This window comes from Escherichia sp. UTM R2 (assembly GCF_048593455.1).
Taxonomy (GTDB): Bacteria; Pseudomonadota; Gammaproteobacteria; order Enterobacterales; family Enterobacteriaceae; genus Escherichia; species Escherichia coli.
Window position 1 is genome coordinate 4,381,715 of record NZ_JBFWDY010000002.1, and the last position, 15,677, is coordinate 4,397,391.

At 53.8% G+C, this 15,677-nt stretch carries 13 protein-coding genes; 8 read left to right on the forward strand and 5 right to left on the reverse strand.

Annotated elements, in window-relative coordinates; all coding sequences use genetic code 11:
- Positions 1–61 precede the first annotated feature (61 nt).
- Complete coding sequence (katG, locus tag AB4H76_RS21925; protein WP_001295695.1) at positions 62–2,242, reverse strand: catalase/peroxidase HPI; 2,181 nt, start codon at positions 2,240–2,242, stop codon at positions 62–64.
- A 328-nt stretch (positions 2,243–2,570) separates the two neighbouring features.
- Entirely contained in the window at positions 2,571–3,461 is an 891-nt protein-coding gene (gene metF, locus AB4H76_RS21930; RefSeq protein WP_000007523.1) for a methylenetetrahydrofolate reductase, read from the reverse strand.
- Positions 3,462–3,536: 75 nt separating this feature from the next.
- Between metF and AB4H76_RS21935 the strand changes: the two genes are divergently transcribed.
- Positions 3,537–3,671 (forward strand): hypothetical protein, encoded by a 135-nt coding sequence (locus AB4H76_RS21935; protein ID WP_000660586.1) that lies wholly within the window; start codon positions 3,537–3,539, stop codon positions 3,669–3,671.
- 138 nt (positions 3,672–3,809) lie between these two features.
- Here the strand turns inward: AB4H76_RS21935 and metL are convergent, their stop codons facing one another.
- Together metL and metB are read right to left on the reverse strand one after the other, a co-directional pair.
- The gene (metL, locus tag AB4H76_RS21940) at positions 3,810–6,242 is read right to left on the reverse strand and encodes a bifunctional aspartate kinase/homoserine dehydrogenase II (RefSeq protein ID WP_000110772.1); all 2,433 of its coding nucleotides are present in this window, start codon (positions 6,240–6,242) and stop codon (positions 3,810–3,812) included.
- A gap of 2 nt (positions 6,243–6,244) precedes the next feature.
- On the reverse strand, positions 6,245–7,405 hold the full coding sequence (metB, locus tag AB4H76_RS21945) for a cystathionine gamma-synthase (protein WP_001295694.1): 1,161 nt from the start codon (positions 7,403–7,405) through the stop codon (positions 6,245–6,247).
- Positions 7,406–7,681: 276 nt separating this feature from the next.
- Between metB and metJ the strand changes: the two genes are divergently transcribed.
- Together metJ and AB4H76_RS21955 are read left to right on the forward strand one after the other, a co-directional pair.
- Positions 7,682–7,999, forward strand: coding sequence for a met regulon transcriptional regulator MetJ (gene metJ, locus AB4H76_RS21950; RefSeq protein ID WP_000852812.1), 318 nt, complete (start codon positions 7,682–7,684; stop codon positions 7,997–7,999).
- A 183-nt stretch (positions 8,000–8,182) separates the two neighbouring features.
- Entirely contained in the window at positions 8,183–8,791 is a 609-nt protein-coding gene (locus tag AB4H76_RS21955) for a YiiX family permuted papain-like enzyme (protein ID WP_000797353.1), read from the forward strand.
- 60 nt (positions 8,792–8,851) lie between these two features.
- Here the strand turns inward: AB4H76_RS21955 and rpmE are convergent, their stop codons facing one another.
- Positions 8,852–9,064 carry a 50S ribosomal protein L31 gene (gene rpmE, locus AB4H76_RS21960; RefSeq protein WP_000710769.1) on the reverse strand — a complete coding sequence of 71 codons (213 nt, stop codon included), beginning with the start codon at positions 9,062–9,064 and terminating at the stop codon, positions 8,852–8,854.
- A gap of 202 nt (positions 9,065–9,266) precedes the next feature.
- Between rpmE and priA the strand changes: the two genes are divergently transcribed.
- The 5 genes from priA (at position 9,267) to hslU (ending at position 15,661) form a co-directional block, all read left to right on the forward strand.
- Positions 9,267–11,465, forward strand: a complete 2,199-nt coding sequence (gene priA, locus AB4H76_RS21965) for a primosomal protein N' (RefSeq protein WP_001301269.1) — start codon at positions 9,267–9,269, stop codon at positions 11,463–11,465.
- A 155-nt stretch (positions 11,466–11,620) separates the two neighbouring features.
- On the forward strand, positions 11,621–12,646 hold the full coding sequence (gene cytR / locus AB4H76_RS21970; protein WP_000644904.1) for a DNA-binding transcriptional regulator CytR: 1,026 nt from the start codon (positions 11,621–11,623) through the stop codon (positions 12,644–12,646).
- Positions 12,647–12,737: 91 nt separating this feature from the next.
- Positions 12,738–13,697, forward strand: coding sequence for a cell division protein FtsN (gene ftsN, locus AB4H76_RS21975; RefSeq protein WP_000068828.1), 960 nt, complete (start codon positions 12,738–12,740; stop codon positions 13,695–13,697).
- A gap of 92 nt (positions 13,698–13,789) precedes the next feature.
- Complete coding sequence (gene hslV, locus AB4H76_RS21980; protein WP_000208242.1) at positions 13,790–14,320, forward strand: ATP-dependent protease subunit HslV; 531 nt, start codon at positions 13,790–13,792, stop codon at positions 14,318–14,320.
- Between the two features lie 9 nt (positions 14,321–14,329).
- The gene (gene hslU / locus AB4H76_RS21985; protein WP_085452754.1) at positions 14,330–15,661 is read left to right on the forward strand and encodes an HslU--HslV peptidase ATPase subunit; all 1,332 of its coding nucleotides are present in this window, start codon (positions 14,330–14,332) and stop codon (positions 15,659–15,661) included.
- Positions 15,662–15,677 lie beyond the last annotated feature (16 nt).

A 15,677-nucleotide genomic window follows, 5' to 3' on the forward strand; every position in this document is an offset into this window, starting at 1 on the left:
ACTATACGCTGGTAAAGAACGTTCAGCGACTGCCAGCAAGCAGCCGCTGAACGGGGTCAGATTACAGCAGGTCGAAACGGTCGAGGTTCATCACTTTCACCCATGCCGCCACGAAGTCTTTAACAAACTTCTCGTGGGCATCGCTACTGGCGTAAACTTCCGCCACCGCACGCAGGACGGAGTTAGAACCAAACACTAGATCCGCACGGCTGGCCGTAAATTTCACTTCGCCGGTTTCACGGTCACGGCCTTCGAACAGCTCTTTCGATTCGTCGGTCGCTTTCCACTCGTAACGCATATCCAGCAAGTTCACGAAGAAGTCATTGCTCAATACGCCAACGCGGTCAGTGAAGACGCCGTTTTTGCTGCCATCGAAGTTGGCACCCAGTACACGCATGCCGCCCACCAGCGCAGTCATTTCCGGCGCGGTCAGCGTCAGTTGCTGTGCTTTGTCGATCAGCAGTGACTCGGTGGTGGAAACGTCCAGACGAGCGCGATAGTTACGGAAACCGTCAGCAATTGGCTCCAGCAGCTCAAACATCTCAATGTCAGTCTGATCCTGACGCGCATCAACGCGACCCGGCGCAAACGGTACATGAATGCTCAAACCTGCGGCGCTTGCGGCTTTCTCAACACCAACCACACCAGCCAGCACGATGATATCCGCCAGCGAGGCTTTACCAGACTCTTTCTGGATTTTCTCCAGAACAGGCAGAGCACGAACGGCTGCGGCGTTCACATCCCAGTCGCGCTGCGGCATTAATGCCAGACGCGCACCGTTGGCACCACCGCGTTTGTCGCCACCACGGAAGGTAGAAGCAGATGCCCAGGCCACCGATACCAGCTCACTAACAGACAGACCAGAATCCGCAATCGCGAATTTCAGATCGATAATGTCCTGCTCGGTCGGGTTGTAGATCGGCTGCGGCAGCGGATCTTGCCAGATCAGATCTTCTTTCGGCACTTCCGGCCCGATGTAGCGAGATTTCGGCCCCATATCCCTGTGCGTCAGTTTGAACCAGGCACGGGCAAAGGCTTCGTTGAACGCCTGCGGATCGTTGAGGAAACGACGAGAGATCTTCTCGAACTCAGGATCAAAACGCAGCGTCAGGTCGGTCACCAGCATTGTCGGTTTACGTTTCTTCGACGGATCAAACGGATCCGGGATAATTTCCGGTGCGTCTACCGCTTCGAACTGGATTGCGCCAGCCGGGCTGCGGGTCTGTACCCACTCATACTTGAACAGGTTCTCGAAGAAATAGTTGCTCCACTGGGTCGGCGTCTGGGTCCAGACTACTTCCAGACCAGAGGTAATGGCATCTGCGCCAACGCCGCTGCCGTAAGTGCTCGCCCAACCTAAACCTTGTTCTTCAATCGGTGCAGCTTCTGGATCAGGACCTACATTTGATGTCGGACCGGCACCGTGGGTTTTACCCAGCGTATGACCACCCGCAATCAGCGCCACGGTTTCTTCGTCGTTCATGCCCATGTTGCCGAAGGTCGCGCGGATAGCTGCTGCCGCAGAAAGCGGTTCGCCGCTGTGATCCGGGCCTTCCGGGTTAACGTAAATCAGACCCATCTCGGTTGCACCCAGCGGTGCTTTCGCCAGCGCTTCCGGATGACGGTGAGTCAGCCAGGCTTTTTCATCACCCCAGTTAACATCCAGATCCGGTTCCCAGACGTCTTCACGACCGGCACCAAAACCGAAGGTACGGAAGCCGGAGTTTTCTAGCGCCACGTTACCCGCGAGGATAAACAGGTCGGCCCAGGAGATTTTCTGACCATATTTCTGTTTGATTGGCCACAACAGGCGACGCGCTTTATCGAGGCTTACGTTATCCGGCCAGGAGTTCAGCGGTGCAAAACGTTGCTGACCACGACCCGCGCCACCGCGTCCATCGATTGAACGGTAAGTCCCCGCGCCGTGCCAGGCCATACGAATAAACAGACCGGCGTAACTGCCCCAGTCGGCTGGCCACCACGGTTGAGATTCTGTCAACAGGGCTTTCAGATCTTTTTTCAGGCCGTAGTAATCTAATTTGCTGAATTCTTTGCGGTAGTCAAAGTCCTCACCCAGTGGGTTAGAACGATTAGAATGTTGGTTTAACAGGTCAACACGAAGTTGATTTGGCCACCAGTCGCGAGTGGTTGTGCCCGCCCCCGCACTCTGGTCGTGACCGCCCTGATGGAACGGGCATTTGCCAGTGGCTGTGGTGTTATGGATATCGTCTGACGTGCTCATCAATGTGCTCCCCTCTACAGTGTTACCGTTACGATACACAGCGTTAGAGAGAAGTTATAATTGAATTAATCCACGGATGCGATAGTTGAGATCTTACATATTGTTGGTTAAAGAGATGTAGATCAAATTGATCTTAATTAAGCTTTTTTGATTATGTCCGAATTCGGACAAATGCTTTATAAAAAAGGGTTTTAGCTTCATATCCTTCAAGTAATGAGGGAGAAAACAAGGCTGATAACCTTATTTTCCCGCCCTCATTTCGAGGCAGCATTTTGTGCTCTGTTTAAAATTTGTGATCACTGTGTGATTTTCACAAAAGCCACACTATTTATAAACCAGGTCGAACCCCCAGCGTATGGCAAATCGCGTAACTCATTTCAGCACGGTTAAGCGTATAGAAGTGGAAATCTTTCACTCCTTCACGGCTTAAAATCTTCACCATATCCATGGCAATATTCGCGCCAACCAGTTTGCGGGTTTCGGCATCATCATCCAGACCGTCGAACATTTGCGCCATCCACGCCGGAATACGCACGTTGGTCATATCGGCAAATTTCTTCGCCTGTTTAAAGTTAGATACCGGCAAAATTCCCGGAATAATTTCCACATCAATGCCCGCCGATACACAGCGGTCACGAAAACGCAGGTAGCTTTCGACATCGAAGAAGAACTGAGTAATCGCGCGGTTGGCTCCGGCATCCACTTTGCGTTTCAGATTAAGCAAATCCGCCTGAGCGCTTTTTGCTTCCGGGTGAACTTCCGGATACGCCGCCACGGAGATATCGAAATCTGCCACTTCTTTTAATAGCGTCACCAGGTCAGAAGCATACATTTCTGGCTTACCACTTCCCGGCGGCAGATCGCCACGCAGCGCCACGATATGACGAATACCGTTATTCCAGTAGTCGCGTGCAATGGTGCGCAGCTCGTCGGGCGTCGCATCAATGCAAGTAAGATGCGGTGCCGCTTCCAGACCAGTGCGATCTTTAATGCCTTTAATAATGCTGTGCGTACGGTCGCGCTCGCCGGAGTTCGCGCCATAGGTCACCGATACAAACTTCGGTTTCAGGCTGCTAAGGCGATCGATGGAGTTCCACAGGGTCTGCTCCATTTCACTGGTACGCGGCGGGAAAAACTCGAACGAAACGTTAATCTGCCCCTGGACTTCTGCCAGGCTCTGATTCAGGGCATCCCGCTGGCTGGCGTGAAAAAAGCTCATACCTTACCTCATCAATCGCTTGTAGTTATATGTTGTGTTGTGCACATCTATCCGTTTAGACGTCCAGATGTAAAGATGAAGGAAAAGCCGAAGGGCGTCAACCGAAAAATGACCAATGATGGTGAGGAAAAATCAGGGAAGATGAAAAAACTTCAGGATGGTAAGAAAAAGAAAATCCGGTATGCAAAGCAAACCGGACTGCAAATATAAACTAACCATGTACTTATTGCTTCTTGCCGGATTCGTCGTAAACGCTTAATCCGGCCTAATCCTATGATAATTCAATATATTTCATTAGAAACCATAAACCCGAAAACATGAGTACCGGGCATTATTAAATTTCTGAAATTACAACAACTGTGCCAGCCGGTTGATATCCGACTGAATCGCCCCGGCGGTGACGTCGCGCCCAGCGCCAGGTCCGCGGATCACCAGAGGGTTATCGCGATACCAGCGGCTTTCGATGGCAAAGACGTTATCGCACGGCAGCAGTGATGCCAACGGATGATCTTCACGCACCGCTTCCACGCCTACACGCGCTTTACCGTTGGCATCGAAACGCGCCACGTAGCGCAGCACCAGCCCCATTTCGCGGGCCGCTTCCAGCCGTTGCACCATCTGCTCGTTCAGTTCATCGCCATTTTCAAAGAAATGGTCGATGCTGCCGCCTTCGCAATGAGCAGGCACCAGCGATTCCACACGTACCTGATCCGGTTCGATGTTGTAACCTGCTTCACGCGCCAGAATCACCAGCTTGCGCATCACGTCTTTGCCAGAGAGATCGTCACGCGGGTCAGGTTCGGTTAAGCCCTGCTGCCACGCCTGATCCACCAGCTCGGTAAACGGCACGCTACCGTCGAATTGCAGGAACAGCCAGGAGAGCGTGCCGGAGAAGATCCCGCTGATCGACAAAATAGTATCGCCGCTGTCGATCAGATCGCGCACGGTGTGGTTGATCGGCAAGCCCGCACCGACGGTGGCATTGTACAGCCAGTGACGCCCGGTTTTTTCGAAGGCGTCGTGGATCTGGCGATATTTATTGCTGTCGCTGGCTCCCGCCAGTTTGTTGGCGCTGATAACGTGGAAACCGTGGCTGGCGAAATCAAGATACTGATCAGCAAGCTGCTGGCTGGCGGTAACGTCCAGCACCACTAAATCATCATACGGATGGGCGCGCATCCACAGGAACAACGACTCTTCATCCTGCTCAACCGCTTCATCGTTGAAGAAGGCTAACGCGCGGCTGGCGTCCAGCCCGTCATAGCTCAACAGGCTGCGGCGGCTGTCCACCACACCTGCCAGCACAAACTCAAAGCCGGTACGTGCCGAAAGCGTGCTCTGCTCACGGGCGAACAGTTCCAGCCAACGGGAACCGATATTGCCCTTACCGAACAATACCAGGCCGATGCGTTTTTCTGCGCGGAAGACGGACTGATGCAGCCCCTGAATCAGGCTTTCGGTCGGGCCGGTGCGCAGTACTGCCACCAGGCTGATGCCGTCATCGGACTGCCAGGTAAATTCGACCGGCTGGCCTTTCAGTTGCTGCCAGAAGCGGTGGCAATGCAGCGGGTTACGGGTGACGCCTGCACCGACCATCGCCACCAGCGCCAGCCCCTGACGCAGGCGCAGTTCGCCAGGTAATCCCGCTTCGTCGAGGATTTTCAGCGCACTGTCGGCCACTTCTGAGGTGTAGCAAAATTGCAGCAACTGGCGATCGTTATGTACGCCAACCGCCAGCGGGCGTACCTGCGCGCGTTTCAGGATTTGGTCGATCTCTTTATGCGCCAGTTTGAAATCCTGACTGGCGGGCACCTGAAACTCAATCAAACAGACATCATCGTGGCTGGTGACAATACGCGCACCAGTACCGGAGGCCAGCACGCGTTCAATGCGCGTGGAACCTTGATCCGGCGTGTAGCTACAGCGCAGTTGCAGGTCGATTTCGCTGCCAGAAACCGGCTGTAAAGTACGGGCGTGAAGAACGGGAGCCGCCAGGCGCGCCAGTTCGCTGGCCTCATCCAGACGCAGCAACGGCAGCAGGCAGGCATCTTTCACTTTACGCGGGTCGGCACTGTATACCCCGGCGACGTCGCTCCAGATGGTTACGCGAGAAACACCCGCCAGCGCACCGATTTGTGTCGCGGAATAGTCGGAACCGTTACGCCCCAGCAGCACCGTTTCACCGGCGTTGTTGCGGCTGATAAATCCGGTCACCACCAGACGTTTGCCCGGATGTTGCACCAGCAGCTGTTGCAGCAACGGGTAAGAAAGCCCTTCATCAACCTGCGGTTGTGCGGCGCGTTCAGCGCGTAAAAACTCGCGGGCATCAAGCCAGGCCGCTGGCAGCCCTTGTTGATTAAGTACCGCAGACATCAGGCGCGCCGACCACACTTCACCGTGGCCCACCACTTCCGCATACACCGCATCGTTAATACCACTGTCGAGCAACGCCGCCAGGCGTTCCAGATCGCTGACAAAAGCGCTAATGAGGCTATCGGCTTCTTCAGCGGGTAGCAGACCGCTAATCAGATCGCACTGATAGCGACGCAGCGTTTGTTGAACCTGATGCGCAGAGAGACGATCGGTCTGGCTTAGTTTCAACCAGTTAATCAACTGGTTAGTGGTGCTACCGGCGGCGGAAACCACCATCATATCGTCAGGCTGAGAGTACTCCGCCATAATGCCCGCGACACGCAAATAACACTTCACATCAGCCAGACTACTGCCACCAAATTTATGCAGCTGACGACCTTTCGCCCCTGCCTGCGCAATCACACTCATTTTTACCCCTTGTTTGCAGCCCGGAAGCCATTTTCCAGGTCGGCAATTAAATCTTCGCCATCTTCAATACCGGTGGAGATACGCAGCAGCGTCTCGGAGATCCCGGCGGCAGCACGCGCTTCTGGTGCCATGCCTGCATGTGTCATGGTTGCGGCGTGAGAGATTAAACTTTCCACTCCCCCTAATGATTCCGCCAGCGTAAACAACGACAGCCCGCCCAGGAAACGACGCAGCGTCTGCTCATCGCCATCCAGTTCAAAACTCAACATTGCGCCAAAGCCTTTTTGCTGGCGCGCGGCAATTTCATGCCCCTGATTTTCCGGCAGCGACGGGTGATACAGTTTTTTCACCAACGGCTGGGTTTGCAGATATTTCACAATCGCCTGCGCGTTACGCTGCGCCAGCTCCATACGCGGCACCAGCGTTCGCAACCCACGTAGCAGCAGATAGCTGTCAAACGCGCCGCCCGTCACGCCAATATTGTTTGCCCACCAGGCCAGTTCAGTGACAACGTCCGGGTCTTTAGCAATCACCACGCCGGCCACTACGTCTGAGTGACCGTTCAGATATTTCGTGCATGAATGCAACACCAGATCGGCACCTAATGCCAGCGGATTTTGTAATGCCGGGCTTAAGAAGGTGTTATCCACCACGCTCACCGCCCCGACTTCCCTTGCCAGATGGCAGATTTTCGCAATATCCACGACGCGTAACAATGGATTACTTGGGCTTTCTACCAGTACCAGTTTGGGTTTTTCTGCCAGCGCTGCCCGTAATGCCTGTTCATCGCCTTGATCAACAAACAACACGCGATAGCAACCACGTTTCGCCAGGCTGTCGAACAGGCGATAGCTACCGCCGTAGCAGTCGTGCGGCGCAACCAGCAAATCGCCAGGTTTCAAAAAGACGGTGGTTACCAGATGGATGGCTGACATGCCGGTATTGGTGAGCACTGCACCGGCACCACCTTCCAGTTCTGCCAGCGCACGCTGAACCACATCGCGCGTTGGGTTGCCGCGACGCGAGTAATCATGCGCGCGCGGTTCATTAAATCCGGTAAAGTTATAGGTGCTGGAAAGATGGATCGGTGGGACAACGCAACCATACTGTTCGTCGTCATTTAACCCGCTACGCACTGCGATGGTGGCCTGTTTACGCGTCATGTGATGAAGTTCCCTGGGCTTTGTCGGTGAAATGTCAGGCACCAGAGTAAACATTGTGTTAATGGACGTCAATACATCTGGACATCTAAACTTCTTTGCGTATAGATTGAGCAAATCCCAAATAGCCGTTAAAATTATATGCATTATCACGCCGACAGGTGCATTACACGATGTCACGGTAACGCCTGTACGGTAAACTATGCGGGTTTACGGTCAGTACCCACATCAACTGTGTGGTCTGGTCTCAATTTATTGACGAAGAGGATTAAGTATCTCATGGCTGAATGGAGCGGCGAATATATCAGCCCATACGCTGAGCACGGCAAGAAGAGTGAACAAGTCAAAAAGATTACGGTTTCCATTCCTCTTAAGGTGTTAAAAATCCTCACCGATGAACGCACGCGTCGTCAGGTGAACAACCTGCGTCACGCTACCAACAGCGAGCTGCTGTGCGAAGCGTTTCTGCATGCCTTTACCGGGCAACCTTTGCCGGATGATGCCGATCTGCGTAAAGAGCGCAGCGACGAAATCCCGGAAGCGGCAAAAGAGATCATGCGTGAGATGGGGATTAACCCGGAGACGTGGGAATACTAAAGCAAAAAAGAGCGGCGCGGAGTGGAATCGCCTGATGCGCTACGCTTATCAGGCCTACGTCATATTGCAATTTATTGAATTTGCACGAACTTGTAGGCCGGATAAGGCGTTCACGCCGCATCCGGCATAAACAACGAGCACGTTGTCTGCGACCCACCGCTTTTTATACATGGACGTTTAACTATGAAAAACAGGCTGCTGATCCTCAGCCTGCTGGTTTCTGTACCTGCCTTTGCCTGGCAGCCACAAACCGGCGACATCATCTTTCAGATCTCTCGCTCATCGCAAAGTAAAGCGATCCAACTGGCGACCCATACCGATTATAGCCACACCGGTATGCTGGTGATACGCAACAAAAAGCCCTACGTTTTTGAAGCAGTCGGCCCGGTGAAATACACCCCGCTCAAGCAGTGGATCGCCCATGGTGAAAAGGGCAAATACGTTGTTCGCCGCGTTGAAGGCGGACTGAGTGTTGAACAACAGCAAAAACTGGCGCAAACGGCAAAACGTTATCTCGGTAAACCGTATGATTTCAGCTTCTCATGGAGCGACGATCGCCAGTACTGTTCGGAAGTGGTGTGGAAGGTTTACCAGAACGCGCTGGGAATGCGCGTGGGCGAGCAGCAGAAGTTGAAAGAGTTCGACCTGAGCAGCCCACAAGTTCAGGCAAAGCTCAAAGAACGTTACGGCAAGAATATTCCGCTTGAGGAAACGGTGGTCTCGCCACAAGCCGTTTTCGATGCGCCACAACTCACCACGGTCGCCAAAGAATGGCCGCTGTTTTCGTGGTAATACGACCAAAATTCAGGCACAAAAAAAGCGCCGTGCGGCGCTTTTTTCGGAAATCCGGTCTTATTTGCTGCCCGGGATGTTGAAACGCTTGTTGAAGCGGTCAACACGGCCACCGGTAGCAACATCACGCTGTTTGCCAGTGAAGAACGGGTGGCACTTGCTGCACACGTCGAGGTTCAGGTCATGACCAACGGTGGAGCGGATTTTCATTACGTTACCGCAAGAGCAGCTAGCAGTAATTTCTTCGTATTTCGGGTGAATATCTTTTTTCATGGGAAAACCTCGGTTTAAGGCCGCGTCGCTCTTCCAGCCCTAACGCCAGACACCACGCGATGTTAAAAGTATAGCTTCAATACGATCATTTCGTACGAAGGCGCGAAATCATACAGAAATTAACCAGCGTATGCAAACTGATCCGCACTCTTCTACGGCAATGTGTATACTAACCCACCGAATTTCAAGTCAGGATGATGCTATGCCCGTTGCCCACGTTGCCTTGCCCGTTCCGCTTCCTCGTACCTTTGACTATCTGCTGCCAGAAGGCATGACGGTTAAAGCTGGGTGTCGCGTGCGCGTGCCGTTTGGCAAACAGCAGGAGCGCATCGGGATTGTGGTATCAGTTAGCGATGCCAGCGAACTGCCGCTCAATGAGCTAAAAGCGGTAGTCGAAGTGCTGGATAGTGAGCCGGTGTTTACTCACTCCGTCTGGCGATTGCTGCTATGGGCGGCAGATTACTATCATCATCCGATTGGCGATGTGCTGTTTCATGCCTTGCCGATTTTACTACGCCAGGGGCGGCCTGCGGCGAACGCGCCGATGTGGTACTGGTTTGCCACTGAACAAGGCCAGGCGGTGGATCTGAACAGCCTGAAACGCTCCCCCAAGCAACAACAGGCGCTGGCGGCGTTACGGCAAGGCAAAATCTGGCGCGACCAGGTCGCCACGCTCGAATTTAATGATGCCGCGTTGCAGGCGCTACGCAAAAAAGGTCTGTGTGATTTAGCAAGTGAAACACCAGAGTTTAGCGACTGGCGAACGAACTATGCCGTTTCTGGTGAGCGGTTGCGATTGAATACCGAACAGGCCACCGCCGTTGGCGCAATTCATAGCGCGGCAGATACTTTTTCTGCCTGGCTGCTGGCGGGCGTTACCGGTTCCGGTAAAACGGAGGTTTATCTCAGCGTACTGGAAAACGTGCTCGCTCAGGGCAAACAGGCGCTGGTGATGGTGCCGGAAATCGGCCTGACACCGCAAACTATCGCCCGTTTTCGTGAACGTTTTAATGCCCCCGTGGAAGTTCTGCATTCCGGCCTGAACGACAGCGAGCGTCTTTCGGCGTGGCTGAAAGCGAAAAATGGTGAGGCGGCGATTGTGATCGGCACCCGCTCCGCGCTGTTTACGCCGTTTAAAAATCTCGGCGTGATTGTCATTGATGAAGAGCACGACAGCTCCTACAAGCAGCAGGAAGGCTGGCGCTATCATGCCCGCGACCTGGCGGTGTATCGTGCGCACAGCGAGCAAATCCCGATTATTCTTGGCTCCGCAACGCCCGCGCTGGAAACGTTATGCAACGTCCAGCAGAAAAAATACCGCCTGCTGCGCCTGACCCGTCGGGCAGGGAATGCGCGTCCGGCAATTCAACATGTGCTGGATTTAAAAGGTCAGAAGGTGCAGGCAGGTCTGGCTCCGGCGTTAATCACTCGTATGCGCCAGCATTTACAGGCTGATAACCAGGTCATTCTCTTTCTTAACCGCCGTGGCTTTGCGCCTGCACTGCTGTGCCACGACTGTGGCTGGATTGCCGAATGCCCACGTTGCGATCACTACTACACGCTGCATCAGGCGCAGCACCATCTGCGCTGCCACCACTGTGACAGTCAGCGTCCGGTGCCGCGCCAGTGCCCTTCCTGCGGTTCCACGCACCTGGTCCCCGTGGGGCTGGGCACCGAACAGCTTGAACAGACGCTCGCGCCGTTGTTCCCCGGCGTGCCCATTTCTCGTATCGACCGCGATACCACCAGCCGCAAAGGGGCGCTGGAACAGCAACTGGCAGAAGTACATCGCGGCGGCGCGCGGATTTTGATTGGTACACAAATGCTGGCGAAAGGTCACCATTTCCCGGATGTGACGCTGGTTGCATTACTGGACGTGGACGGCGCGCTGTTTTCTGCCGATTTTCGCTCGGCAGAGCGTTTCGCTCAGCTTTACACCCAGGTCGCCGGTCGTGCCGGGCGTGCGGGTAAACAGGGCGAAGTGGTGCTGCAAACGCACCATCCGGAACATCCTCTGTTGCAAACGTTGCTCTATAAAGGCTACGACGCCTTTGCCGAACAGGCGCTGGCTGAGCGGCGAATGATGCAGCTACCGCCGTGGACCAGCCATGTGATTGTGCGTGCGGAAGATCATAACAATCAGCACGCGCCATTGTTCCTGCAACAACTGCGTAATCTGATCCTCTCCAGCCCACTGGCAGACGAGAAACTGTGGGTTCTCGGTCCGGTTCCGGCTCTGGCACCTAAACGTGGCGGTCGCTGGCGCTGGCAGATATTGTTGCAGCACCCTTCCCGCGTGCGCTTGCAACACATCATTAACGGTACGCTGGCGCTCATCAATACAATACCGGATTCCCGTAAGGTGAAATGGGTGCTGGATGTTGATCCGATTGAGGGTTAAACCGCTCACGATGCGAGGCGGATCGAAAAATTCAATATTCATCACACTTTTCATGAAAATTCTGTAACCGTTTTCACGCGCTATCTGCTAAAAATGTTGCCGATGTGAAGTAAACATGGATGTAGTACGCCTGACGTGCCAGGCGAGGAGTGAGTGTGAAAGCGAAGAAGCAGGAAACTGCCGCGACCATGAAAGACGTTGCCCTCAAGGCAAAAGTCTCTACAGCGACCGTCTCCCGAGCATTAATGAATCCCGATAAAGTCTCCCAGGCCACCCGTAATCGGGTTGAAAAAGCGGCCCGGGAAGTGGGTTATTTACCGCAGCCTATGGGGCGCAACGTTAAGCGTAATGAATCCCGCACCATTCTGGTGATTGTCCCGGATATCTGCGATCCCTTCTTTAGCGAAATTATTCGCGGTATCGAAGTTACGGCGGCAAATCACGGATATCTGGTGCTGATTGGCGACTGTGCGCATCAAAATCAGCAGGAAAAAACCTTTATCGATTTGATCATCACCAAGCAAATTGATGGCATGTTGTTGCTGGGTTCAAGGCTGCCGTTTGATGCCAGCATTGAGGAACAGCGTAATCTGCCGCCGATGGTGATGGCGAACGAATTTGCACCGGAGCTGGAGCTGCCTACAGTTCATATCGACAATCTGACCGCCGCATTTGATGCAGTAAATTATTTATATGAGCAAGGGCATAAACGGATTGGCTGTATAGCCGGTCCCGAAGAGATGCCGCTGTGTCACTACCGCCTGCAAGGCTATGTTCAGGCGCTGCGTCGCTGCGGCATTATGGTTGATCCGCAATACATCGCCCGTGGCGACTTCACCTTCGAAGCCGGAAGCAAAGCGATGCAGCAGCTGCTTGATCTTCCACAACCGCCTACTGCTGTCTTCTGCCATAGCGATGTGATGGCGCTCGGCGCACTTTCTCAGGCAAAACGCCAGGGGCTGAAAGTCCCGGAAGACCTTTCCATAATCGGTTTTGATAACATCGACCTGACGCAATTTTGTGATCCGCCGCTGACAACCATCGCGCAGCCGCGTTACGAAATCGGTCGGGAAGCTATGCTGTTATTGCTTGATCAAATGCAGGGGCAACACGTTGGCAGTGGCTCTCGTTTAATGGACTGCGAACTTATCATCCGGGGATCAACACGCGCGTTACCTTAAAGTAAACCTTTAAGACTGCCGTGACTGGTCAAAGGCCCGCCGCTTAAGTAACATGGCGGGCTGACGAACGAATAAATACAGCGAAACGATAGTGGCACAACGAGATTATGTACGCCGCAGCCAACCGGCACCTTCGCGGCGAAAAAAGAGCACCTCACGGAAAAAGCAACGAAATCTGCCTGCGGTTTCTCCCGCTATGGTCGCTATTGCTGCCGCCGTTCTTGTGACCTTTATCGGTGGTCTGTACTTCATTACGCATCACAAGAAAGAAGAGTCCGAGACGCTGCAAAGCCAGAAAGTGACCGGAAACGGACTACCACCAAAACCAGAAGAACGCTGGCGCTACATTAAAGAGCTGGAAAGTCGTCAGCCGGGAGTGCGTGCGCCCACAGAACCTTCTGCCGGTGGTGAAGTGAAAACGCCGGAGCAACTGACACCAGAACAACGTCAGCTTCTTGAACAAATGCAGGCTGATATGCGCCAGCAGCCAACGCAGCTGGTTGAAGTTCCGTGGAATGAACAGACGCCGGAACAGCGTCAGCAAACGCTACAGCGCCAACGTCAGGCGCAGCAATTAGCGGAACAGCAACGCCTGGCTCAGCAGTCGCGTACGACTGAACAAAGCTGGCAGCAGCAGACGCGTACGTCGCAAGCCGCACCGGTACAGGCGCAACCGCGCCAGTCTAAACCGGCTTCTTCTCAGCAGCCGTACCAGGATCTGCTGCAAACTCCTGCGCACACGACTGCGCAGTCGAAGCCGCAGCAAGCTGCGCCAGTTGCTCGTGCCGCTGACGCGCCAAAACCGACGGCGGAGAAAAAAGACGAACGCCGCTGGATGGTGCAGTGCGGTTCGTTCAGAGGCGCGGAACAGGCAGAGACGGTACGTGCTCAGCTGGCGTTCGAAGGCTTTGACTCGAAAATCACCACCAACAATGGCTGGAATCGTGTGGTCATTGGCCCGGTGAAAGGCAAAGAGAACGCAGACAGCACCCTCAATCGGTTGAAGATGGCGGGTCATACAAACTGCATTCGGCTCGCCGCCGGGGGTTGAAACCCTCAAAATCCCCCCCATCTATAATTGCATTATGCCCCGTACTTTTGTACGGGGTTTGTACTCTGTATTCGTAACCAAGGGGTCAGCTCGTGACAACTATAGTAAGCGTACGCCGTAACGGCCATGTGGTCATCGCTGGTGATGGTCAGGCCACGTTGGGCAATACCGTAATGAAAGGCAACGTGAAAAAGGTCCGCCGTCTGTACAACGACAAAGTCATCGCGGGCTTTGCGGGCGGTACTGCGGATGCTTTTACGCTGTTCGAACTGTTTGAACGTAAACTGGAAATGCATCAGGGCCATCTGGTCAAAGCCGCCGTTGAGCTGGCAAAAGACTGGCGTACCGATCGCATGCTGCGCAAACTTGAAGCACTGCTGGCAGTCGCGGATGAAACTGCATCGCTTATCATCACCGGTAACGGTGACGTGGTGCAGCCAGAAAACGATCTTATTGCTATCGGCTCCGGCGGCCCTTACGCCCAGGCTGCGGCGCGCGCGCTGTTAGAAAACACTGAACTTAGCGCCCGTGAAATTGCTGAAAAGGCGTTGGATATTGCAGGCGACATTTGCATCTATACCAACCATTTCCACACCATCGAAGAATTAAGCTACAAAGCGTAAGGATCTCCCATGTCTGAAATGACCCCACGCGAAATCGTCAGCGAACTGGATAAGCACATCATCGGCCAGGACAACGCCAAGCGTTCTGTGGCGATTGCTCTGCGTAACCGCTGGCGTCGCATGCAGCTCAACGAAGAGCTGCGCCATGAAGTGACCCCGAAAAATATCCTGATGATCGGCCCGACCGGTGTCGGTAAAACTGAAATCGCCCGTCGCCTGGCTAAGCTGGCGAATGCGCCGTTCATCAAAGTTGAAGCGACCAAATTCACCGAAGTGGGCTACGTCGGTAAGGAAGTGGATTCTATTATTCGCGATCTGACCGATGCCGCCGTGAAAATGGTACGCGTCCAGGCTATCGAGAAAAACCGTTATCGCGCTGAAGAACTGGCAGAAGAACGTATTCTCGACGTGCTGATCCCACCTGCTAAAAACAACTGGGGACAGACCGAACAGCAGCAGGAACCGTCCGCTGCTCGTCAGGCATTCCGCAAAAAACTGCGTGAAGGCCAGCTTGATGACAAAGAAATCGAGATCGATCTTGCCGCAGCACCGATGGGCGTTGAAATTATGGCTCCTCCGGGCATGGAAGAGATGACCAGCCAGCTGCAGTCCATGTTCCAGAACCTGGGCGGCCAGAAGCAAAAAGCGCGTAAGCTGAAAATCAAAGACGCCATGAAGCTGCTGATTGAAGAAGAAGCGGCGAAACTGGTGAACCCGGAAGAGCTGAAGCAAGACGCTATCGACGCTGTTGAGCAGCACGGGATCGTGTTTATCGACGAAATCGACAAAATCTGTAAGCGCGGCGAGTCTTCCGGTCCGGATGTTTCTCGTGAAGGCGTTCAGCGTGACCTGCTGCCGCTGGTAGAAGGTTGCACCGTTTCCACCAAACACGGGATGGTCAAAACTGACCACATTCTGTTTATCGCTTCTGGCGCGTTCCAGATTGCGAAACCGTCTGACCTGATCCCGGAACTGCAAGGTCGTCTGCCAATCCGCGTTGAACTGCAGGCGCTGACCACCAGCGACTTCGAGCGTATTCTGACCGAGCCGAATGCCTCTATCACCGTGCAGTACAAAGCACTGATGGCGACTGAAGGCGTAAATATCGAGTTTACCGACTCCGGTATTAAACGCATCGCGGAAGCGGCATGGCAGGTGAACGAATCTACCGAAAACATCGGTGCTCGTCGTTTACACACTGTTCTGGAGCGTTTAATGGAAGAGATTTCCTACGACGCCAGCGATTTAAGCGGTCAAAATATCACTATTGACGCAGATTATGTGAGCAAACATCTGGATGCGTTGGTGTCAGATGAAGATCTGAGCCGTTTTATCCTATAATCGCGTTCAATCATTT